This is a genomic window from Candidatus Berkiella cookevillensis (genome assembly GCF_001431315.2).
GTDB lineage: Bacteria > Pseudomonadota > Gammaproteobacteria > Berkiellales > Berkiellaceae > Berkiella_A > Berkiella_A cookevillensis.
On sequence record NZ_LKHV02000001.1, the window covers coordinates 1,553,643 to 1,576,104 of the forward strand.

At 36.7% G+C, this 22,462-nt stretch carries 21 protein-coding genes; 2 read left to right on the forward strand and 19 right to left on the reverse strand.

All coding sequences use genetic code 11. From position 1 onward, the window contains the following. Positions 1-79: 79 nt before the first annotated feature. The 3 genes from CC99x_RS06580 to CC99x_RS06590 all read right to left on the reverse strand — a co-directional run bounded on the left by CC99x_RS06580 (position 80) and on the right by CC99x_RS06590 (position 5,139). Complete coding sequence (locus CC99x_RS06580; protein WP_057622472.1) at positions 80-1,519, reverse strand: AsmA family protein; 1,440 nt, start codon at positions 1,517-1,519, stop codon at positions 80-82. A gap of 37 nt (positions 1,520-1,556) precedes the next feature. Continuing rightward, positions 1,557-3,635, reverse strand: a complete 2,079-nt coding sequence (locus tag CC99x_RS06585; protein ID WP_057622468.1) for a tetratricopeptide repeat protein — start codon at positions 3,633-3,635, stop codon at positions 1,557-1,559. A gap of 487 nt (positions 3,636-4,122) precedes the next feature. Next, on the reverse strand, positions 4,123-5,139 hold the full coding sequence (locus CC99x_RS06590; RefSeq protein WP_057622465.1) for a hypothetical protein: 1,017 nt from the start codon (positions 5,137-5,139) through the stop codon (positions 4,123-4,125). 123 nt (positions 5,140-5,262) lie between these two features. Between CC99x_RS06590 and CC99x_RS06595 the strand changes: the two genes are divergently transcribed. Further along, positions 5,263-6,261, forward strand: a complete 999-nt coding sequence (locus CC99x_RS06595) for a YheT family hydrolase (protein ID WP_158003175.1) — start codon at positions 5,263-5,265, stop codon at positions 6,259-6,261. Positions 6,262-6,307: 46 nt separating this feature from the next. On the opposite strand, the gene prsT is transcribed toward CC99x_RS06595, so the two are convergent. The 8 genes from prsT to ccmA all read right to left on the reverse strand — a co-directional run bounded on the left by prsT (position 6,308) and on the right by ccmA (position 12,514). Next, positions 6,308-8,716, reverse strand: coding sequence for an XrtA/PEP-CTERM system TPR-repeat protein PrsT (prsT, locus tag CC99x_RS06600; protein ID WP_057622462.1), 2,409 nt, complete (start codon positions 8,714-8,716; stop codon positions 6,308-6,310). A gap of 79 nt (positions 8,717-8,795) precedes the next feature. Further along, positions 8,796-9,563 carry a hypothetical protein gene (locus tag CC99x_RS06605; protein WP_057622459.1) on the reverse strand — a complete coding sequence of 256 codons (768 nt, stop codon included), beginning with the start codon at positions 9,561-9,563 and terminating at the stop codon, positions 8,796-8,798. 59 nt (positions 9,564-9,622) lie between these two features. After that, positions 9,623-9,748, reverse strand: a complete 126-nt coding sequence (locus CC99x_RS06610) for a hypothetical protein (protein ID WP_057622455.1) — start codon at positions 9,746-9,748, stop codon at positions 9,623-9,625. Positions 9,749-9,838: 90 nt separating this feature from the next. After that, positions 9,839-10,273, reverse strand: coding sequence for a cytochrome c maturation protein CcmE (gene ccmE / locus CC99x_RS06615; RefSeq protein ID WP_057622453.1), 435 nt, complete (start codon positions 10,271-10,273; stop codon positions 9,839-9,841). Further along, complete coding sequence (ccmD, locus tag CC99x_RS06620) at positions 10,263-10,421, reverse strand: heme exporter protein CcmD (protein ID WP_077065307.1); 159 nt, start codon at positions 10,419-10,421, stop codon at positions 10,263-10,265. Before ccmD ends, ccmE begins: the two co-directional genes overlap by 11 nt. Further along, a complete protein-coding gene (gene ccmC, locus CC99x_RS06625) occupies positions 10,415-11,155 on the reverse strand; it encodes a heme ABC transporter permease CcmC (protein ID WP_057623199.1) in 741 nt (246 codons plus the stop codon). The genes ccmD and ccmC overlap by 7 nt, the downstream gene beginning before the upstream one ends. 11 nt (positions 11,156-11,166) lie before the next feature. Then, positions 11,167-11,838, reverse strand: coding sequence for a heme exporter protein CcmB (locus CC99x_RS06630; RefSeq protein WP_057622451.1), 672 nt, complete (start codon positions 11,836-11,838; stop codon positions 11,167-11,169). After that, on the reverse strand, positions 11,831-12,514 hold the full coding sequence (gene ccmA / locus CC99x_RS06635) for a heme ABC exporter ATP-binding protein CcmA (RefSeq protein WP_057622449.1): 684 nt from the start codon (positions 12,512-12,514) through the stop codon (positions 11,831-11,833). Before ccmA ends, CC99x_RS06630 begins: the two co-directional genes overlap by 8 nt. A 267-nt stretch (positions 12,515-12,781) precedes the next feature. Between ccmA and sohB the strand changes: the two genes are divergently transcribed. Continuing rightward, positions 12,782-13,813 carry a protease SohB gene (gene sohB / locus CC99x_RS06640; RefSeq protein ID WP_057622447.1) on the forward strand — a complete coding sequence of 344 codons (1,032 nt, stop codon included), beginning with the start codon at positions 12,782-12,784 and terminating at the stop codon, positions 13,811-13,813. Positions 13,814-14,261: 448 nt separating this feature from the next. Here sohB and CC99x_RS06645 read toward each other — a convergent pair whose 3' ends face one another. From CC99x_RS06645 to flhB, 8 genes are read right to left on the reverse strand one after another with little or no spacing between them, the layout of a single operon-like run. After that, entirely contained in the window at positions 14,262-14,690 is a 429-nt protein-coding gene (locus CC99x_RS06645) for a DUF2802 domain-containing protein (protein WP_057622445.1), read from the reverse strand. Positions 14,691-14,694: 4 nt separating this feature from the next. Continuing rightward, on the reverse strand, positions 14,695-15,627 hold the full coding sequence (locus tag CC99x_RS06650) for a flagellar motor protein MotB (RefSeq protein WP_057622443.1): 933 nt from the start codon (positions 15,625-15,627) through the stop codon (positions 14,695-14,697). Then, entirely contained in the window at positions 15,614-16,375 is a 762-nt protein-coding gene (locus CC99x_RS06655; RefSeq protein WP_057622442.1) for a flagellar motor protein, read from the reverse strand. The genes CC99x_RS06650 and CC99x_RS06655 overlap by 14 nt, the downstream gene beginning before the upstream one ends. Before the next feature lie 22 nt (positions 16,376-16,397). Next, positions 16,398-17,120, reverse strand: a complete 723-nt coding sequence (locus tag CC99x_RS06660; protein WP_057622440.1) for an RNA polymerase sigma factor FliA — start codon at positions 17,118-17,120, stop codon at positions 16,398-16,400. Beyond that, positions 17,117-17,971 (reverse strand): MinD/ParA family ATP-binding protein, encoded by an 855-nt coding sequence (locus tag CC99x_RS06665; protein WP_057622437.1) that lies wholly within the window; start codon positions 17,969-17,971, stop codon positions 17,117-17,119. Before CC99x_RS06665 ends, CC99x_RS06660 begins: the two co-directional genes overlap by 4 nt. Next, a complete protein-coding gene (locus tag CC99x_RS06670) occupies positions 17,940-19,244 on the reverse strand; it encodes a flagellar biosynthesis protein FlhF (RefSeq protein WP_057622436.1) in 1,305 nt (434 codons plus the stop codon). The genes CC99x_RS06665 and CC99x_RS06670 overlap by 32 nt, the downstream gene beginning before the upstream one ends. A gap of 1 nt (position 19,245) precedes the next feature. Next, positions 19,246-21,336, reverse strand: a complete 2,091-nt coding sequence (gene flhA, locus CC99x_RS06675) for a flagellar biosynthesis protein FlhA (protein ID WP_057622434.1) — start codon at positions 21,334-21,336, stop codon at positions 19,246-19,248. A 1-nt stretch (position 21,337) separates the two neighbouring features. Further along, on the reverse strand, positions 21,338-22,462 hold the full coding sequence (flhB, locus tag CC99x_RS06680; protein ID WP_057622432.1) for a flagellar biosynthesis protein FlhB: 1,125 nt from the start codon (positions 22,460-22,462) through the stop codon (positions 21,338-21,340).

Sequence of the window (22,462 nt, forward strand, 5' to 3'; positions counted from 1 at the left end):
TAAGCCCTCTTTTTAGCCCATAAAACACCCTCCCATACGAAAATATGGGATTTCAGCGTTGAATATTGAGACAAAAAATCTAGTTACCAGACATAATACGTTCGCAAGCAGAGCTTTCTGACTGCACCATACCAATCAAGCTTTCTACCAACAAAGAAATCCCACTCGTAGCAAAACCCAGTGCCAAAGAGCCGCCTTGCTTAATCATATTGTTATCGATACGCACCTTAGGATCAGAGATTGTGCCTGTAACGCTAACCGCACCTTCAAATTTGCCAAGTTCAATAGGCGAATTACTTTTTGATTTGAAATCTATCAGCATAGATAATTTTTCAGATTTCAAATCAATATCCGCTGAGCCCAACCCCATCAAATGGGTTGACTCTAAACCAATACGCTGCTCTGAACGCGCAACACCGTTATTAATTGAAAATTTTGCAGCCAAGCACTTTAGCTTATCTTGTTTATTTGCTGACAGTATATTAAAAACAGCATCTGAGATGCTGCCCCTCAATTGTCCTGTACTTAAAAGATCCATATCAGAAAGATAAAATTGAGCTTTCGCCTTTAAATTATTCAGATAATCAGGCATCTTATCTAATGGGGCACTACCAGAGAATTCAAAGTTTGCAAGCCCCCCTGCCACTTTCAATTGAGGATTAAAATGCTGGACCATTGCAGCAGCTTTTGCTTTGACAATATTGATGGCAAAATCAGATTGTGGCTTAGCAGAAGAAAGATGTTGCAGGGTAACCTGAGCATTATAATCACCATCAAACACTTTTGCAGTGTTTGTAACCACTACTTTTTCTTTATTAAAATCAAAAGTAAAACGACTTTTCTGAAAAGGGATTCCTTTTATGAAGCATTGCTTAGCATCAAGTACTATCTTTCCTTTTAATCCAGATAATCCAGCTAAAGAAAAGAAACTATTTGATGCATCATTTGATTTGTCATTTTTAGAGAAAATAGACATCTCATCCACTTCAAACTTTCCTGAAACTTTTCGATGACTGCCAAACATGACAAAATTAATGCGGCCATGATATGTGCCAGTATCATGCGTAATCAGCATGTTAGAAAATTTCACCTCATCTTGAGTTGACTCCATTTCGCCTTGCACTTTCTTCAGCATAAATAATGCTTGCTTACTCTGATCTTGAGAAATTTTTAGATTCACAAACTCAAAATAATCAAAATCAATAACATTATTAAACAAGCCATATAAATTAATTTTTAAATTAATTCCACCAACTTCTACTTTGTAAGCAACACCATTCATATCTATTATTAAATCAATATCTTCGATCTGTGTTGCCAAATAAGGCAATAACTGCGCTTTAACATTCCCTTTGATATTCATATCAAAGCCTGTCGCTTTTTTGAAGGACGCTTCAATGGCATCACTATGCTTATTCAAATCAGCAAATTGAATGGCCACCATGCCGCCAATTGCTAGCAATACAAAAAACAAAGTAACTTTGAATATTACTTTAAAGATATTCATTAGAAATTGCATTTTCGCTCCAAATATTGAATGAGAGTATTGATATCATTTATCTCACAATTTGTTGTTCAAAAATTCTCTGTTTATTCGATGACATCTCAGGAAGAGAAATATCGTCTGTTGTTGGTGCTTCTACAATGAAACTGTCGTCTTCATCTTCTTCTTGTTGATATTCTTTCAAAATTTCCATACTTAAATTTTCACCCCTATCAAGCTCTTCCTGATTAAGAGTTTCATAAATACTGTTCTTTAAGTCTTCTGCGGGAAGCATGCCAGATTGTGCCGCTAAATTTGCCCAAGCATAGGCTTCTACTTTATTCGGCGATAGCCTTTCATTAAAATATAAATGCCCTAAACGATATTGTGAAAACTCATCCCCTTGCAATGCAGCTTTTCTGTACCAAATAACTGCAAGTTCAAGATCATTTTTTTCATAGAGATCGTTTTCATACATAATGCCTAGCTCTCTTTGTGCCAAAGGATAAGATTGTGCAGCTGCCTGTTCAATCAGTTTAAGGCCTTTTTCCCAATCTTGTTGGTAACCATGCGCTCCCTCAAGATAATTTTTACCTTGTCTATAGATAGCTGAAGGCACATTGGAATGTGCTGCAAAATCTAACAGTTCATCTGCATTGTTTTCTGCAATATCAACATCAAAACCTTCTTTAAATATTTCTTTTGCTACATCTTGTGCTGCTGGTACTTGCGCTTTAATGGCTTGTGCTAGCCACATTTTTGATTGAGCAGCATCTTTCTCAACACCAGTGCCTCTAAAATACATTTTGGCCACTTCTAAATAAGCAGCGGCATAATGTTGTGATGCAAGATTGCGATAAAGTGAAAAAGCTTCATTTAAATTTATTTCCGTGCCAATGCCTTCCTGATAAAAATTTGCGAGTAAAAAAGCCGCCTTTTGATCATGATTTGCTGCTTTTTCTAACCAGAAAAAAGCGACTCTATCATAAACAGGAATAGAAAAATCCGCCAAGGTTTTTGCTAACTTGTACTGCGCTTGTGCATCACCACTGATCGCCATTAATGCTAAATGCGTAATAACTTGATTTTTGTCATCTATAATTGATTTGCCATCAATAAATAAAGTAGCCATGATCACTTTTGCAGGATGAAAATTCATATTCGCAGCTTGTTTAAAATATTTTATGGCTAGATCATTATCCTTTTCCCAAGGATAATCACCACGTAAAAGTGCAACACCCATTTCATAAAATGCTTCAGGCTCATTTTCATAGGCAGCCTGCTTAAGTAATTGCTGCGCTTTTTTAACATCTTGTCTAACATATTTTCCAGCAATATAGCATTTTGCCAATAAAACTTTTGCCGGTGAATAATCTTGGCTTCTTTGCAATAACTCTGCCACATCAACTTTCACCGATAGTTTATCCTCCATGACAAGCTTCGCAAGTAAATAGGATGCCTTAGAAGAATGTGCCTTACTTGCTCTGGCTAACCACAAAGCTGCCGCATCATAAGCTTTGGCTTCAATTTTCTGCTCAGCAATGACTTCCATTGCAGGAACGAATTGTGCCTTTGCTGCAGCCAATAACAACTGTCGCCCTTTAGCCACATCTAAAAATTCAGCTTGCGATAAAATTTGATACAAAATATATTGTGCTTCTGCATCATGAGCTTGTGCTGCTTTTTCAAACCACGCTTTTGCTTTTGCACTATTTTTCTTAATTATTTTGCCTTCATAATACATCTTCGCTAAGATTTTTTGTGCTCTTAAATCAGAGCGATGTGCGGCTTTTTCTAATAATTGAATACCTAAATTCACTTTATTGTTAGATAAATAATAATTCGCTAAATATAGCTCTGATTCTGGATGATGATTTGCGACAGCTCTTTCAAACCACATAACAGCATAAGACTTATGCTCTTCTCCTAATGCACCTGATTCAAAAGCTTTCCCCAGTGCATGCTGCGCTTGTGGAATATTAGCTCTCGCATCCTGTAAGCAAATAGGGTAAGCTCCCATTGCTCCTATAGATTCAATCAGTTGTTCACATCGCGTCTCTGGAATGATAGATTCTGAAAATCGTGTTTCCGATTTATTACAGCCTGCTATTGTGAAGGCTAATATAATGAGTAATCCAGACCTCAACACCATTATTCTTCCTTGAGTCCTTGAATTCCGTTTTTTAGGTGTATGCCTAAATACTATTATCTTTTCCCAGTGTTTATGCAGCATACTGGATTTAGATTTAAGCACAAAATAGATCTTTTAACATTTTATCATGTATTACAGTTTAACGATCATTTTTGTCATTTTGATAATGGTATAATTATATTGCGATTGCAATAGGCATATCCTCTATTTAAGTAAGTTAATAATAGCTGAAACTGAAATAGATATATCTGTACAAATTTTACGAGCAGCAATCCTTAAATAGGACATCCAAAATATTAAATGGGACATCCACATTTATTTTATTCATCTTAAATCGATAAATGTAGGGTAACCAAAGACATTAGGATTCGTGTCTATAACCTATTTCCTTCATAATTTCACAAAAATGATAAGAAAATCCCCATAAAAAAGTGATTAATCTTTCAGTGAATGAATTGAAACTAAGTTTAGAGTTTAGAGAGATGGGCTAAGCAACGTGTGTATTGGTGTAGATTCGTTTTGCTTGTCTAATACCTTTGAGTCCTTTCCTTGCTGCTTTGCCAAAATTAAGCAATAATATTTCACTTCCTACTGCATAAGAGAAATTTTTACTCAAATTTTTAACTAAAGAAATCCAGTTTATGGGAGTGAATTGTAATCTGGCTAAGATAGGAGTCAAATGCTCAGGAATAGAACCAGCATCTTTATCATTACGAATTATTCTGCCTGTACAATCTACTAAATCAAGGTAATCAGAAAGTCTGAAATCGATAGTATGAGAGTGGGATTTTGAGAGATTAGCAAAAGGCACCAAAGACTTGGGCTGTGCAAGATTATTATATATATCTGCCCTTTCACGCTTTTGTTGCTTGGTAGATTTTAACTTGTTGATTTTCAATTGCTTTGAAATATGCTGAATACGCTCATAAATGGAAGTAAATTTTGATTTTTCTGGTGTCTTGCTAATCCCTGCTCTAATTGGATTCAAATCCACATAAACCATGGCACTTAAAAGTGCCCCCTCATCTAATAAAGCCTGGGATTTAAAGCGTCCCTCCCAGAATCGCCCCGAGGTATCATCTTCTTCATTGACATCTCGAGCAATTTTTTCATTTAAGCAACGCATAAACCAACTGATGCTGGTGAGACGCTCTTTCCAAAGCTCAATTTTCGATTTTAAATGCTTATTTCTTTCGGCATCTTTAGGAAAAATAAATGCCCAACGATTTATAATTTCTTTTTCATCCCAGGCTTGAGATTGCTGCTCATCGACATATAAAACAACATGATAATGATTGCTCATAATAGCGTAAGCGCAAATTTTAACAGCAAAGATATCTGTTAAATATTTTAATCGATCGACAATCCATGCTTTTCTATGCGAATAATCGGTACGGGTAGATTCATCATAACCACAAAGAAAGCTACGACGCACGCATCGATTCATGACGTGGTAATACGGCGTTGCATTTAAATCAATTTGTTCTGAGCGGGCTAAGGTCATAAACTAAAATAAATTCTTTATTATTGAAGGAAATTTTAGCGCAAAATTTTTGAGTGCATCAACTTGTTTTGGATGTCCTGAATTTTTGTTATGATATTATTTTTAAAATGAATGAATGTCATTGTGGAAAAACAGCGATTACTCGATAAAATAAAAATTTCAGATTTTGAACCATCCTACTGGGCACAAACTGGCTTGCAACAAACCATTATGGCCTATTGCTTACCCTACAACCCAATGATAGATAATCAAACTTTAGAACACGTGCCACTGGAAGATGGTGACAAAATTGTGATTGCACTTAATTTTCCCAAACCTTCCATCAAACCCAAACGTGTTGTTTTGCTGATACATGGATTATCTGGCACTTATCTTTCTAAATATATGATTCGTCTCACACAACGCCTCACTCAGTCAGGAATGATTGTTGCACGCATGAATTTGCGAGGTTGCGGCCCCGGAAAATTTCATGCAAAAAAACTATATCATGCTGGTACAAGTCCAGATGCACGTATGGTCTTACAATGGCTTGCTAAACGCTACCCGCAATTAGCGACCACCTGCATTGGTTTCTCTTTAGGTGCAAACATTAGTCTCAAATTAGGAGGCGAATCTGGCTTTGATAATGGAAATTTAGATAGTTTAGTAGCCATTTCTCCCCCTTTAGATCTCTATAGTTGTGTAAAATTATTGGCAAAACCACCCAATAAATTTTTAGATACGCGTTTTGCACAAGAACTGGTTATGGAGGTCGCAACTTTGCATCAATTTCTAGGCACCCCAGTTCCTAATTTTCCTCAAGATTTATCTGTTTATGGTTTTGATGAGTTTTATACTGCTCCTCAAAATGGCTTTCAAGATGCCAAGGATTACTACACCCAATCAAGTGCACTACCCTTTATAGAACACATAAAATTACCTACTTTTATTTTATACGCCAAAAATGATCCCATTATTTTCACAAGAAATTTTAAATATATTCCGCGAAAATCCAATATCGATCTTCTTATCACAGAAAGTGGAGGACATGTCGGTTGGGTTAATAAAGCAAGCTGGCAAGGTATTCGTTGGATGGATAATGCCATTGAGAAATGGATACAGTGGTTTGAAGCAAATAAGTGAACCTCAGGAGAGTAATATTTTACCCTCCTAAGATTCAATTACTTTTTTACCCCTGGCTTTCTTTGACTTTTTTCCGATCTGCAATCACCTTATAAGTGTGTTGTACATCCTCCAAATCAGGAGAAAGTTTTAGCGCACGCTCTGCAATTTCAAATGCCAGATTGAGATCACTTTCCTTCAGCAACCATGCCATATTATTTAAGATAATGGGATGATTGGGCACCAAACTATCTGCTTTAATATATGCTTTGAGCGCTTCTTTGTTGTTTTTAAGCAACAGGTAATAGTTCGCTAGACTAATTTGCGCGACACCATCTTTAGGATATTTATCAAGCCAATTTTCCAGCGTGGAGATTGCCATAGGCTCTTTTTGGGCCAACCAATAATTAGCTGCTAAGTCTATAACCCAACGTGGATGAGGATGTTTCTTTTGTAATTGCTGATATAAATGTGCCGACCTCTCAAATTGTCCCTCTTTGCTATATAATGATGCTCTTAAAGAGAGATAATTTTCAGATTGTATCAGATGCGTATAATTCATTTCATATTGATTGAGTGTTTGTTGCGCCAATGCATATTGTTCGGTCAATCCATAAATCTCTGCCAATGCCAAAAGCACTTTAGGCGATTTTTGTAGCTCAGGTGTTAATCTTGATAAGACAGACAAAGCTTCAGGTAAACGTTTCTCTGTGACATATATTTTCGACAAAGCAAGACTTGCTTGCAAATCATTGGGTGCATGTTCTAACGCCTTAAGCAACCAAGCTTGTGCGGATGCTTGATCATTCTCAAGATTATAATACTGAGCCAGTTTCAAATAACCTCGCACAAATTTAGGATGATGCTCGACAACTGTTTTTAAATGCGCCAAAGCATTTGCTTTATTTCCTTGAGAATAATCTAAATTAGCCAAATTAAAGTGCGCTGTTGGATCGCCTTTATCGATTGCAAGAGAAGCATCAAATTGTGCTCTTGCTTTTTCAAGATCGCGCAAAGCAATGTAGGCAATGCCTTCGAAATTATTTGCCATTATATTTTTAGGGTTTTGAGCAAGTAACTGATCTGAAAATTCAATTGCTTTTTCTGGCTTATTTTGTTTTAGCAGACTCAAAAATTGATAGAATTGTGCTGGCATACTATCATGATTTATTTGCATTGCCTGGTTAAAGGCTTTTTCTGCCAGTTGATACTCGCCCATTTCTAAGCTACCAATACCATATTTTAATTGAACAGCAAAAGAATGAGGATTTTCCTCTAAAGATTTTCCAAGTAAGTTAAGACCTTTTTCTGTCTTGCCGGTTGAAAGATAATGCTGACCTAACATATTAAGTGTACTGCTGTCCGTGGGATCTTTATCAAGCAAGGCAGTCAATCTGGCTTCAGCACTCTGAACATCCCCTAAATTAAACTCAACCATTGCAAGCATTTTTTGCGCCAATATATGGTCTGGATTTTTGTTGATAAAATAGAGCAAATATTTGCGTGCTTGTTCTGGTTGCTGCTTCACATAATGAAGAGTACCTAATAGAAAATGGGCTAGCAAATGATCGGGCGCAATGTTAATCACTCGCTCTAAAGAACTTTGAGATTTTGCATAATCATGCTGTAAAAAGGAAACTATCCCTGACACATAGTTAAGATAAATATTCTCTCCAGAAATAATTTTTACTTTACGAATATCTCTCCACGCATCTTCAAACTTAGATTGATGTGCCAACACCAATGCTCGATATAAACGTGCATATTGATTTTCCAAACTTGTTGGCAAGCTTAGATTTACAGCTTTAGAATAGGATTTTATTGCATCCTTTAGATGACCTTGTATTCTTTCTAAATCTCCTTTAAAAGTCCAAACATCTGGATCTTTATCATTAATCTCAAAGGCTTTGTTGAGCAATACATCTGCTTTTTCTTTTTCATTTTGAGACAGATACAAGGTGGCAAGCCCCAAATATGCACGAACACAATGTGAGTCTAAGGCAATTGCGCGATTAAAAGACGATATACTTTCTGACAATAAGCCTTTACCCAATTGCGCTTGGCCTTTTAGAGCATTCATCATGGCCTGTTCTTTTGAGTGAGCAGAATGTAGATCACCTTCAGAATCTAAAGCATTCAAAGTATCATCGTATTTTTTTTGTTTAATGAGCGCCATCCCCAACAATACAAGCGTTTCATTTTTGGATGCACCCAACTCGATGGCTTTGCGAATATGGCGCTCAGCTTCTAGTGGTTCGCCAATTTTCAACAGTACATCAGCGATTAATTTTCTGGCTTCAACTTGATCTGGTTTTAATTGTATGGCGCGTCTTAAATGCAGCAAACTTTCCGCATAGTTTTTTTCATTATAATCTTTGATTGCGCTATTTAAAGAAACATTTTCTGAGTCTGTATTATTACAAGCCGCTAATAAGCTTGATAACAGGACAAGCGTTGTAAGTGTCAATTTCGTCATGCAAAAACTTCCCTATAAATTTAGTTCCTACTTGTTCTCTAAGGCACTAAGCAACAACGCAAAAAATCAAGGATTTTGACTATAACCCACAACCAAAAGGATCCCCGCATCCCATGGAAAATTTATCCATCATGGGTGTTTCTTCTCGATTTAAATTCATTTTTTGATGAGTTTTTTGAGTTACCTGCTCTTGAACAATCAGCTGAATATTTTTATTAAATTGCGGAAAAAATAGCTGATTCAAATCTGCTTCAAGTATTTCTACCTTTTCTTGATCTAATTTAGCTAAGTTTTTAATTTCCAGCAAGCTTGAATTAACGCAAGGATTACATTCCAAACTACGATGGTTTAAAGGGCTAAAACCAGCTGCTTTCAGTAGCGCATTTCTTTGTTCATTATCTAAATTCAACAAAGGATGCCACACCGTTCTATCTCCATGGTGCTCACAATGCTCAATATATTCTGGCACAATCTTGCGGTATATCGCTTGGCGTTTAGGTAATGCAACTAACCACTCTCCTGCAGGATCATTTTCATCTAGCCATTGTAGAAAGGGAATCCCTTTTAAAAAGCCTGCACACCACTGAAACTTAGGTGTGGGTATGCTGTTGCGTTGCTTAGCTAGGCTTGCAAAGTCACAAGGCGCATCCAAACGAAGGACTTGAAAGCCATAGCGCTTTGCTAAAGCTTCACCTTGTTCAACTTGCCGATGCCAGTTTTGCGCTGCCCAACCAGTATTTATATAACATACAAAAATATTTTTTATATTGGCTGTTTTATGCTGATGAAACCACTGAATCAAAGCAATCGACTCATCACCATAATTACTGCGAATAACAACATTCATTTAATTAAAGCTCATTTAGTATATTCGCTGATGTGGTTTCGAACGCAAACAGTGTGCATTTAAGAAGGCATACCACTTAGCCAAAAAACAATGCCTGCAGCAAAAACACTAATAATAATAACAGCGGCAATCGCATCAAGTGCTTCATTGGATAGTTTTTTCTCTACTTTGGCTTCATTTTTCACTTTATAATCTCCGTATAAAAAAGGTTAAAGTTCGTCAATATTCTATCATGATCTGCTGAAGAACTAAGAACAAGCATATGAGCAAGTTGCTCACTTACCTACAGGTTTGTTCTTATTTAATGCTGCGGCAACTTCAGGGGGCATATAATTTTCATCATGTTTTGCCAATATTTCCTTCGCGACAAAGCTATTTTCAGTGCCCAACTTACCAAGAGCAACAATGCCCTGCCCTTCTCGAAATAAATCCGGCAAAATACCTTGATATTGCACTTCAATGTCATGATTAAAGTCAGTTACACGAAATTTTACCTTTAGTTCTTTTTCACGCTGCACACTGTCTTTAACAACCATGCCTCCCAAGCGAAATTGTGAACTCGCATCGACTTTCTGCTCAACAATATCGGTCGGTGTAAAAAACAAATTAATATTTTGTGATAATGCATATAAGACTAAAGCAACGGCTAGACATAAAGCGCTCAGCCCAATCATGGCAATATAAATTCTTTGTTTTTGTTTAGGAGACATGAGATAGCTTCTTCTTCAATAGACGACGTTTTAGTTGAGATAAATGTCTAGCACTTTGTATCCACAATCCACCCAGTAAGCAGAAACTAATGGCATAAGAAGACCAAATATATGCACCATATCCATTCATTGATAGATATTCTAACATGTGCTTTCCTTATTATTTTTGAGCCAATCACTGTGCTCAGCACTTTGCAAGATCTGAGTTTGCAATCTCAATGTTAAAAGAAAGAGGCAAAACAGTAAAACACCTAGAATCATCGATAACAAGGGGTACAGCATAGAAACATCAATTGCAGGCTTAGAAAAACGCGTGATGGTTGAACCTTGATGCAGTGTTTGCCACCAATAGACAGAATAATGAATAATAGGCAAATCAACTAACCCAACAACAGCCAATATTGCAGGTGCCAAGGATTTAGGTTGGTTTGCCTTTATGGCATCATATAATGCGATATACCCCAAATATAAAAACAGTAGAATTAACTCTGATGTTAAACGTGCATCCCAAACCCACCACGTTCCCCACATTGGCTTACCCCATATCGCGCCGGTCAGCAATGCAAGCAGCGCCATACTAGCACCAATGGGTGCCAAACTATAAGCCATTAACTCTGCAACTTTGAGCCGCCAGATTAAAAAGCCAAGACTTAAAACGCCAATTAAGCCATAAAGCATCATAGATAGCATTGCAAAAGGAACATGAATAAAAATAATCCTATAAGCATCACCTTGTTGATAATCTGCGGGCGCAATAAACAATCCAGCCACAAGACCGTAACTCAAAGCTAAAAAGGCAAAGATCCCTAACCATGGTCTACTTGCAGCACAAATCTGATAACACTGCTTAGGAGACCAAATAGGTGCAAAAAATTTAAGTATTCTATTCACAGTTACTCTTCACTTGTCTGTTGTAAAGTAAGGCTACACAAAAATGGCAAAAATAAAGCACATACGATAGAAATGGCTGCCAGTAATGCACATTCAAACATAGGCTTTTGCATTAATTGCAAAGTCGCTACCGCACTTTGGCCTAATATTAAAATAGGGGTATACAACGGTAATAATAAAAGTCCTAATAATAAACCTGGCTGCGGTAAGCCTACCGTCAGCGATGCCGCTAAAATCATTAATAAAATTAAAGCTGGCGTTGTAATCAGAAAAACAAGCCCTAAACCAACAGCCAACGACACATTAAAATACAGCCAGAATGAAACAATTGGCAGCAATACAATAAAGCCTAAACCTAGCACTAGCCAATAAGCCAAAGCCTTGGCAAGCATAAAAAGCCATAACGGATATGGGCTTAATTTCAGCTGACTGAGCCACCCTTCTTCTAGATCTTTTCTGAGTGCAAGTTCACTCATTGTTAACATTGAGAATAAAACGGCTACCCAAATAACCACAGGGCTTACCCGTATCAACAGCTCAGATTCTCTGCTCAAACTAAAACCAAAGAGCGCAATCGTCAAACTATAGAGCAACAAGACAGGGATCCAATCCCCCTTGTTTCTCAACATCAGTGTCAATTCAGTTGTAAAATAATGCGCGAGTACTTTAATCATTATGTGTCACAGCACTAGAGCTAGTATTGAGCCTAAGCAGATGCATCTTAGATATGCTGCAAAAATCTTGTTGGCTATGACTGCTAATAATAACGTTATTATTTTTTTCACAATGCATTTCAAGTCTGCTTTTTACAAAGTCTGTTGTCTTTTCATCTAATCCAACAAAAGGCTCATCTAATATCCACACAGGCTTATTCAACAGGAAGACACGTGCCAAAGCAACTTTTCGACGCTGCCCAAAAGAAAGGGCTTTCACGAGCTTATGACGCGATGCATAAAGATCAAGTGCTTTTAAAAGCGCCTTTACATCTTCTGATTCTTTCCAAGTTTTGGGTAGAATTTTTTCAGACAGAACCATAAAAGAAAGCTCAATGTTTTCCAAAACAGACATATCCTTTTTTAAGCCATTTTGATGGCCGACATAGCTTAAGTAAGATTGAGCTTGATGAACGTCACAGTCGTTACTTCCATCAAAGCACCACTTCACTGTTCCCTCATCAAAACGCAACAATCCCGTTAATAATTTAAGTAAGGTACTCTTACCAGAACCATTAGCTCCAATGACTTGTAATAATTTTCCACGCTCAAAAAAAAAGCTGACTGGCTGAATAATTATTTTATGAAACAATTGGTATTGCAGATTATCTACTTTGAGCAAATAAGGAGAATTCACTTAGTTCACTTGCTTATTCATGGTAAAACATAAGGTTGGCATTGTCTCTCTTGTGGGTAAAACTTATGTGCGAAGACTATGACTGTAGGATGACACCCAAGCATACAATGCAAAGACAATATCTTACCACAGGCACAAGAGCGCAAAAAGTCGTTTAACTAAAGCGCTTTGCAAAAAAACACTTTCAGAATGGCATCTACACCCAAACCTTTATAGAATAAGGTCGCACTATAAAATATGTTTAGACAAAAAACTAAGGTTATTTAGATGATTGAATTTTTAAGCAACTATGGACTCTTTTTCGCAAAAACACTGACTTTTGTTCTCGCAATTATTGTTGTTTTAGCAAGCTTCATCTCTATGACACAAAAACCCAGAGCTGAAGACGGTCTTTTATTGATCAACAATGTGAATGAAAAATTTCAAGATGTAAAAGACGGTGTCCAATCGGAAATCCTCTCTAAAGCAGATTATAAAGCCTGGCAAAAACAAGAGAAAAAGCGAGAGAAAGAAGAAAATAAGCAAGAAAAAAAATCAAGCAGCAAAAAACCAAGATTATTTGTTCTGCGCTTTGATGGCGATGTGAAAGCCTCAGAATCCCTTGGCTTAACAGAATGCATTAACGCTATCATAGACACAGCTGATAAGAATGACGAAGTGCTCCTCATCCTAGAGAGTGCTGGTGGTTATGTGCATAGCTATGGTCATGCAGCATCACAAGTTCATAGAATACGCGATCATCAATTAAAGCTAACCATTGCAATTGATAAGTGTGCGGCCAGTGGCGGTTATCTAATGGCTTGTATTGCAAATGAATTAATTGCCTCTCCTTTTGCAATTATTGGCTCCATTGGTGTTGTCGGACAAATGCCTAATTTTCATCGCTTATTAGAAAAAAATAACATTGACTATGAGTTACATACAGCAGGCGAATATAAACGCACTTTAACTATTTTTGGTGAAAATACAGATAAGCAACGTGATAAATTCGTTGAGGAAATCGAAGTTACGCACCAAATTTTCAAAGATTATGTATCCAAACATAGACCAATGCTTGATATTGCAGAAGTAGCAACCGGTGAACACTGGCATGCAATGCTTGCGCTTGAAAAGAAACTCATTGATAAAATACAGACCAGCGATGCTTTCATTATGGAAGCTTTGAAAGATCGCCAAGTTTTTGAAATTAGCTATCAAGAAAAGCAAAAAATGTCGGATAAATTTCTTTCTAAGTTAGCACTTCAATTAGAAAAATCTGCACTTACATTATTTACAAAATTTAATTTGTTTAAGTTTTAAGGGTTAATTGAGCTGTTTTAAATTTGCATTAACCTCACCCGGCTTTCAGCCACCCTCTCCTAAAATTAGGAGAGGGACGAGCAAGCGCATAGTTTTTCGTTGTGCAATAGATTTTTTCTAAACAGAATAATGATATGGCACTTTCCCTCTCCTGTTGACACTACGGGATGCACACATTTTCTTTAAACAGTAGAATATACTGTGTCATGCCAGCGAAAGCTGGCATCCAGAATTTATCTTGATAAATAATATTCAAGACTTATTCTGCGTTTTCTTTTAATAGTTTAAATTAATTCTTGATATGTACTAGATGCCAGCCTTCGCTGGCATGACATATTAACTAATTTTTTCAGGATAAAAAATTTGGGGGGATCGCTCAGGGACAAGCTGCGGGACGTGGAGGGAAGTAGGTCAGTAAAATGTCAACAGTCCCTAAATCATTTTGTAATTAAGATTTAGAAAGGGATGCCTTTTTAGCCTGCAATACTCGTATCATTTGCGCTTCAATCTTAGTCAAGCCACAATCCTGCATGAGTGTTTCTTCATCCCCACCCAGCTCAATCATCTTACGCGCTTGATGATAATGTCCCTGACTCATTTCTTTAGATTTTTGGAAAAGATTTTGTACACTTGTCAATTTTTCAGCAAAGCCTGAAACCTTAGATTCTAGTTCTAAAATACGTTCACCCATGGGTGTTAAAGATTGCGTAACTTGCGAAAATTTATTATCCGATAACTCTTGATATAATTTTACTTCATGAATTGATGTACGATATTTATTCACTCTATGAATAACATAACATGAAACAGCAACGCTTACCGTTGTGGTTACAAAAGAAATCCCTAAAATATACGGCACCAATGTACTTGCATCCATTGCATCATTCCTTGAGTGAATTTGTTTTGATTTCAGTGATATTCACGGTACTTGGAGTCCTGCTTGGCAAAATTGTATAAGGCATTATACCGCCTGTCGTTTTTTGTTGTTTTATTGCTTTTTCCATAACCGCAGGCTCTGGTTCTTTAAAAGTTTTCTCTCGCAGTCTTTTCATGCGTTCATTTTTAGCAATAACAAGCACAACCCTTCTATTCTGCTGTCTGCCTAATGCAGTTGAATTGCTTGCAACAGGGAAATTAGAACCATAGCCTGTCACCACAAAGCGCTCTGGAGATAATTTCAACTCTATAAATCGACGCACAACAGCAGCAGCACGTGCGGCAGATAACTCCCAATTTGAAGGAAATAGTTCATTTTCTATGGGTATATTATCTGAAAATCCTTCAACTTGAATGGGAGAAGCAAAAGACGATAAAATATCTCTAAGCGGTAAAAAAACTTTATCTGAGTCTGGCAATAAAATTGCACTACCCATTGCAAAAAGCACGTTTGTATTCAAAGTAAGTTCCAACCAATTTTCCGTTTCTTCAATCGTCATCAAACTTTTATCAATACCACCTTCAAGCTTATGACGCATCTCATCTGTTAATTCAAAAAAAGCTGGCTTTGTTAAAAAATGAGGTGTCAATGCCCCCAAACCTAATTGACCATTTGGCTCACCAGCACGATTGACGGTTTTGCTAACTCCTTGCTCATTTTCTTCAACCGAATAGGCAAGAGGTGTAATATTTAAAAAAGCAAGTCCCAGTGAATCAGCCAATATTCTATACTTGCCCTCATTCACAACAGATAATGCATACATTGTGACAAAAAAAGCAAAGAGTAAGGTAATAAAATCTGCATAAGAAACAACCCAGCGATCATGAGATTCTGGCTCATGTGCGATTTTGCTAGAAATACCTCTACGCTGCTGCATTATCATCGCTCACATAACTCAATAATTTGTACTCAATGGCTTGCGGATGCTCACCTTTAGCAATCGCGCAGATCCCTTCCATGATCATAGAATTTTGGATGGTTCTATTCAAAATTTGATTTTTTAATTTTTTAGAAACAGGGATACAAAAAATATTCGCAAAGGCAACACCATAAATCGTAGCAACAAAAGCCACAGCAATACCTGGCCCCAATAGTTCAGGCTTGTTTAAACTCCCTAAAATATGAATGAGTCCAAGTACAGCACCAATAATACCAATGGTAGGGCTATAGCCCCCCATACTTTCAAATACTCTAGCAGCTTGTAGATCTTTTACCTCACGAACATCAAGTTCGTGCATCATAATATCTCTGATAACGTCAGAAGAATGTCCATCGACAATAAGTTGTAAACCACGACGTGTATAAGAAGATATTTCATCACTTGTTAAAAATTTTTCTAAACTAAGCATCCCTTCATTGCGTGCTAAAATAGACCAATGTATGATGTTTTTGAGATCTTTGTAATAATGCTTATCGGGTGGAAAAATAACCCAAGGAAAGATTTCTAAAGCGCGTTTAAATACGAAATGAGGTGACTCTAACAATACTGCGCCGAAGGTGCCACCTAGCACAATAATCAGTGCAGGCACATTGAGCAGCATTGAAAGTTGGCCACCATCTATATATTGCCCTGCTAAAATCGCAGTGACTCCAAGCATAAATCCTATAATCGTGAGCGAATCCATATGCTCTTATTTCCGTATAAAATTATTTCCACTTATCGAGTCTAGCCTGTAGTCGTACCATTGCCTGGCTGTGAATTTGGCTAATTCTAGATTCACTCACACCCAATACTTCACCAATTTCTCTCAAATTCAATTCTTCATCATAGTAAAGCGCTAAAACAAGTTTTTCTTTGTTTGGAAGATGCGCAACTTCTGATGCCAATTTATTTTTAAAGTCTTCTTGTTGAAGACCATCTAAAGGGCTAGGAATTTGGCTTTGACCTGATGGCTGACTTAAATAATCATCATTCAAGCCCAAATCATCAAATGCAAATATTTTTGCACAATTCATATCTTGTATGACGGAGTGATACTCTTCTAAAGAAATATTAAGTGTCTTGGCAATATCGGCATCTTTTGCATCTCTGCCTGTTTCATTTTCAATTCTTCGAATTGCAATCGCAAATTTCTTCATATTTTTATGAACCGAGCGTGGCGCCCAATCCTCTTTTCTAATTTCATCAAGCATCGCACCTCTGATTCTAATGCCTGCATAGGTTGTAAATGCAGCGCCTTTGGTATGATCATAATTTCGTGCTGCTTCAATAAGACCAATCATGCCTGCTTGTATTAAATCATCGACTTGAATATTCTGTGGTAATCGCGCCAAAAGATGATGGGCGATTTTTTTTACTAAGGAAGCATGCTGCCGAACAAAATCAGAACCTGTATTATCAACTAATTGATACGCCTTTGCACCACTCATGTATTTACCTCTATAAAATTCAGTGGCTTAATCATATCCTCTAAAAACAGCTGTGCCGAATTAGTATCCGTATTAAGCGATTTTTTCATATCGATTAACTTTGCAGCAATTTCTCTGTAGTGCTGCGCTGCTTTAGAACTTGGATATAACTCCATTAATGATTTTTGTTGCTTAATTGCTCGCTTTACATATTCATCGTTTGGAATCCATCCCAAAAAGTGTAATGACACACTTAAATATTTGTCAGCTACATTTGTTAGCTTAGCAAAGATTTCCTTAGACTCAGTCAAACTACTGGACATATTCACCAGTATTTTCATTCTTTTTATTTGATATTTTGTATTTAAAATTTTGATTAAACTGTAGGCGTCTGTAAGCGAAGTTGGCTCATCTGAAAGCACAACAATAATTTCATTTGCAGCCAAAGAAAATCTAACAACCATGTCAGAAATACCAGCTGCAGTATCAATGATAAAAGTATCAACTTGATCACTAAGCGAATTAAAACCATCGATCAATCCCATATATTCTAATGGTTGTAATTGCACAAGACGTTGCACTCCAGATGCAGCAGGAATAATATTGACACCCAAAGGCCCTTTGAGAATAATATCATTCAGTTCACATTTCCCATCAATCACATCATTTAAAGTCAGCGTTGGCTTTAAACCAAGCGCAACATCAATATTTGACAAGCCAAAATCTGCATCCAATAAAAATACTCTTTCCCCTAGCATTGACTGAGCAATAGATAAATTAATGGCTGTGTTTGTTTTACCTATACCTCCCTTACCACCCGTGATTGCGATCACTTGCTTTTTATGAGGCAGAGGCTTGTAGTTCGGATTCATTATTAAATTTCTCCATGAAATAAGTTGCCATTTTTTCATCAATGGAAATTTGGTCTAAAGCATATTGATTAACAACCATCAGCAAATCTTTGATAAGAGAAGAACGATGTGCTTCAATCAGTGGCTCTGTCATCACAGAAGACAGATTTAAGTAAGCAATCGGCACGTCAAAACGCAACGAAAAATCTAACAAAGGAATATAGTTTGGGTGTTCATCAATTTTTGTTATTGAAAGTGCGCAAACATTCATTTCTTTGGTTAAATCAAATAAAGCACTTAAATAAGTTGTACCAACAGAACTAGGAATCACATAAAACAAATTCAGATCGTCGTTCATTTTCTTAAAATAATTCAAATATTCATTACACGTTTCATCCATCATATTTGGGGATGGCATATCAATGAATATCTGCTTTTTATCAGAGCAAAAGGCAATCGCCTCTTCTAACTCAGTAATGGATTCCACATAAAAACAAGGTAAGTTAAAAATATTATAAAAAGCTTTAGCCTCGTGCACAGTGGTTAATTTGTTCTGGTTAATAAAAATAATGCCTATCTGTTCATGAAACTGAGGCTCAACATTCTGCATTAAAAATTTTGCAAACATTGTGGTTTTGCCAGAGCCAGAAGGCCCCGCCATAATATTGTATCTTTTGATTGATTTGTTTTTTTTGTACAACTTGATTTTATTTACAACCGCATTTAAAACAAAAATCCAGGCCTCATCAAAACTAATATCATTGGGCAGCTGAGAGACTAAAGAATCTATCGTTTTAGCCTCAAAGCCAATGGATATCAATTTTTTGTAAACAATGGCTTGAATTAAATTTTCTTTTTGAAACTGCTCCCAATACTGAGCATGATAATGAGAAGTCATCATTTTTTTGATAGATAAAATTTCACTCTTTATGTTCAAATAGGAAAAATCATCTATCGCATCCGTATTGTCTATGGCAGATGATTTTTTTAGAATCACATTGCTAAATCTATCATCAGAACTTGAAACACGATTAAAAAAATAAGGATTCACAGTTGGTGCTTCTTCCTTCGATTTTTTTAAGCGGGACAATGCATTGGCCGTTTTATGTGCATGCTGTGTATTGCCTGTTGAATCATCCATAAGATCAGCAGGTGCTGCAATAACATGCACCTTACCTTCTATGGTTTCATTAGATAAAATAACAGCTTCTGCTCCCAGCTCTTTTTTAATCATATGCAACGCTTCTGCAATAGAACCGGCAACAAATCTTTTTACTTGAAAAGATTTACTCATACTAGCTATTTCCTAATGTAGATATAACATTAATTTGTTTATCATCTGGTATTTCATTAAAGCTCAGCACAGACAATTCTTTGATGGATGGACGCAATAATTTAGACAAGACAGGTCTTAATTCATTGGCAGCCAAAAGAATCACAGGATTCCCCATTGCAATTTGCTTACGTGAAAACTCTACTAACTTTTTCTGAACTTGGTTGAGCAACATAGGTTCTATCACGGGATTCTCTTTTCCTGATTGAATACCTTGTTGCAATATTTGTTCCAATTTTGAGTCAAGCGTTATAACAGGCATTTGACTCGCTGGCCCAATCAATTGCTGTACAATCATACGTCCTAATTTCACTCGAACTTGCTCTGTTAAAATGGCAGGATCTTGACTCTTTGAGGCATAAGATGACAATGTTTCGACAATTGTTTTAGAATCACGAATCGGAACATGCTCTCTCAATAAATTTTGTAGAATTTTAACCAGCGCCGATAAATTCAATTTCTCTGGAATAAGATCTTCAACCAATTTTGGTGATTGTTTGGCTAATCTATCAATAATTTTTTGCGCCTCATCATGTCCTAGCAACTCATAGGCATGATCTTGAACAATTTGACTTAAGTGTGTTGCAATCACTGTTGCAGTATCAACAACGGTATAGCCTTTTGTTTGAGCTTGTTCTTTAAGACTTGGGTTAATCCATACAGCATCCAAACCAAAAGCAGGATCTTTGCAATCGATACCATCGACCTTGCCAAATATCTTCCCAGAACTGATAGCAAGCGCTTTATCCATATGCACCTGGAATTCCCCCATCACAACGCCCATTAATGAAATACGATATTGTGATGGTTGTAATGCCAAATCATCTCGAATGTGAACAGAGGGCACCAAAAAGCCAAGCTCTTGAGAAAGCTTTCTGCGAACCCCTTTGATTTTTTGCATTAATTCTCCGCCAGTTTTTTCATCAACCAGAGAAATTAATTTGTAACCTACTTCTAGGCTGACAGGATCCACACTTTGAACATCGTCCCAGCTGACTTCTTTAGGCTCTGCTTTTTTATCTTCTTTTTCAGAAAGTGTTATACCTTCTTCTTGCCCTACCTCTTTCTCTAAAGTCTTTTGATATAAATAATAAGCAGCGCCCCCCAATAACCCTGCCACTGTGATGAAAACAAAATGAGGCATACCTGGAATAATCCCTAGCATAAACATAACAACCGCAGAAATCATTAATGGTTTGTAATGAGAGAAAACTTGGATTTTAACAAGATCACCAACATCATGGCTTGCAGAAACACGTGTAACCATAATCGCTGCAGCCGTTGATAATAAGATAGAAGGCACTTGCGCAACTAGGCCATCCCCAATTGTCAATAAAGTATAAATACGAGCAGACTCAGACATCGACAAATCATGTTGTAAAATGCCAATAGCAAATCCACCCAAAAGATTAATGATTAGAATCAAAACACCTGCGATCGCATCCCCTCTCACGAATTTACTGGCACCATCCATGGAGCCGTAAAAATCAGCTTCACGCGCAACCTCATCACGTCGTGCTTTAGCTTGTTCTTGATTAATAATGCCTGCGTTTAAGTCTGCATCAATAGCCATTTGTTTACCAGGCATCGAATCTAAGGTAAAACGCGCACTTACTTCAGAAATTCTACCACCACCCTTTGTAATAACAACAAAGTTAATGATCAAGATAATCATAAAGATGACGATACCAACTGCATAATTCCCACCAATCACAACATGGCCAAAAGCTTCAATCACCTTGCCAACCGCATCTGTACCTGTATGCCCTTCTAAGAGCACAACCCGTGTAGAAGCGATATTCAATGCCAAGCGTAATAAAGTTGCCACCAATAAAACCGTTGGAAAGATGCTGAAATCTAATGGCCGCAATGCATAAGTACAAGCCAAAAGCACGATCAAGGACAATGTAATATTAAATGTGAAAAAGATATCTAATAAGATAGGTGGCAAAGGCAAAATCATCATTGATAAAAGCAAAATGATGAATATAGGGATACCAACGCCGATACCTGTTATAAATTTAAAATAATTGTTGGCAACTATCGTTTGCATGTTACTTTACCATATCTTTAGGAACATTGATGTTTGTCGGCAACTTAGGTTTGGACGCTTTACCCTTTTTGAACATTTTAAGTTTATAAACATATGCTAAAACTTGAGCACAAGCCACATATAATCTACTTGGAATTTCTTGATCTATCTCTGTATTATAATAAATAGCACGCGATAACATGGGAATTTGCACAATGGGAATTTCATGATGTTTAGCAACTTGTCTTATTTTCTCTGCAATATTGTCAGCGCCTTTTGCCAATAACTTAGGTGCCTTCATTTTCTTATCATCATATTTAATTGCAACGGCAAAGTGCGTTGGGTTTGTGATAATGACATCTGCCTCTGGTACATTAGACATCATTCGTTGCCGCGAAATATCTCTTTGAATCTTTAACAGTTTATTCTTAACTTCTGGTCTTACATCCGATTCTTTTAACTCATCTTTTACTTCTTGTTTGGTCATCTTTATCTGTTTATGGTGCTCATATATTTGAAATGGCACATCTATCATAGAAATGATAACTAAAGAGGAGCACAATATAAAAAAAGAAAACTCTACAATATTAAAAAACTTCACAATAGCACTTGTAACCATTGGCTGAGAAAGATGCAAAATCTCCTCAAAAAACATATAAAATAATAAAATGCAAAAAGCACTCACCAATACAAGCTTTAAAATAGATTTGACCAACTCCATCATGCTTTTCATAGAGAAAATTTTGCTCAAACCTTTGATCGGATCAAGTCTATCAAATTTTAAGCCGACATTCTGAATGGATAGATTAATACTGCCCACCAATAAAGGACCTAAAAAACAAGCAACGACACAGAGTATTAAAAAAGGTGTTAAAATAGATACACCGAGTGAACCTGCTTCACGCAATATTGTAAACATTGCCTGAGTTTCCATTACATTAATATCTTCTGCCCCAAAGGCAATTGTAAATATTTTTAAGCAATCAACAGCAATCATATTGCCAAAACAAAGAAAACCTACTCCTGCAAAAATAAGTAGCAACATGGTGTTAAAATCTTTAGAACGCGCAACAACCCCTTTCTCTTTGGACTCTTGCTGTCGCTTCGGGGTGGCTTCTTCGGTCCGTTCTTGTGAGTCTTCAGACAT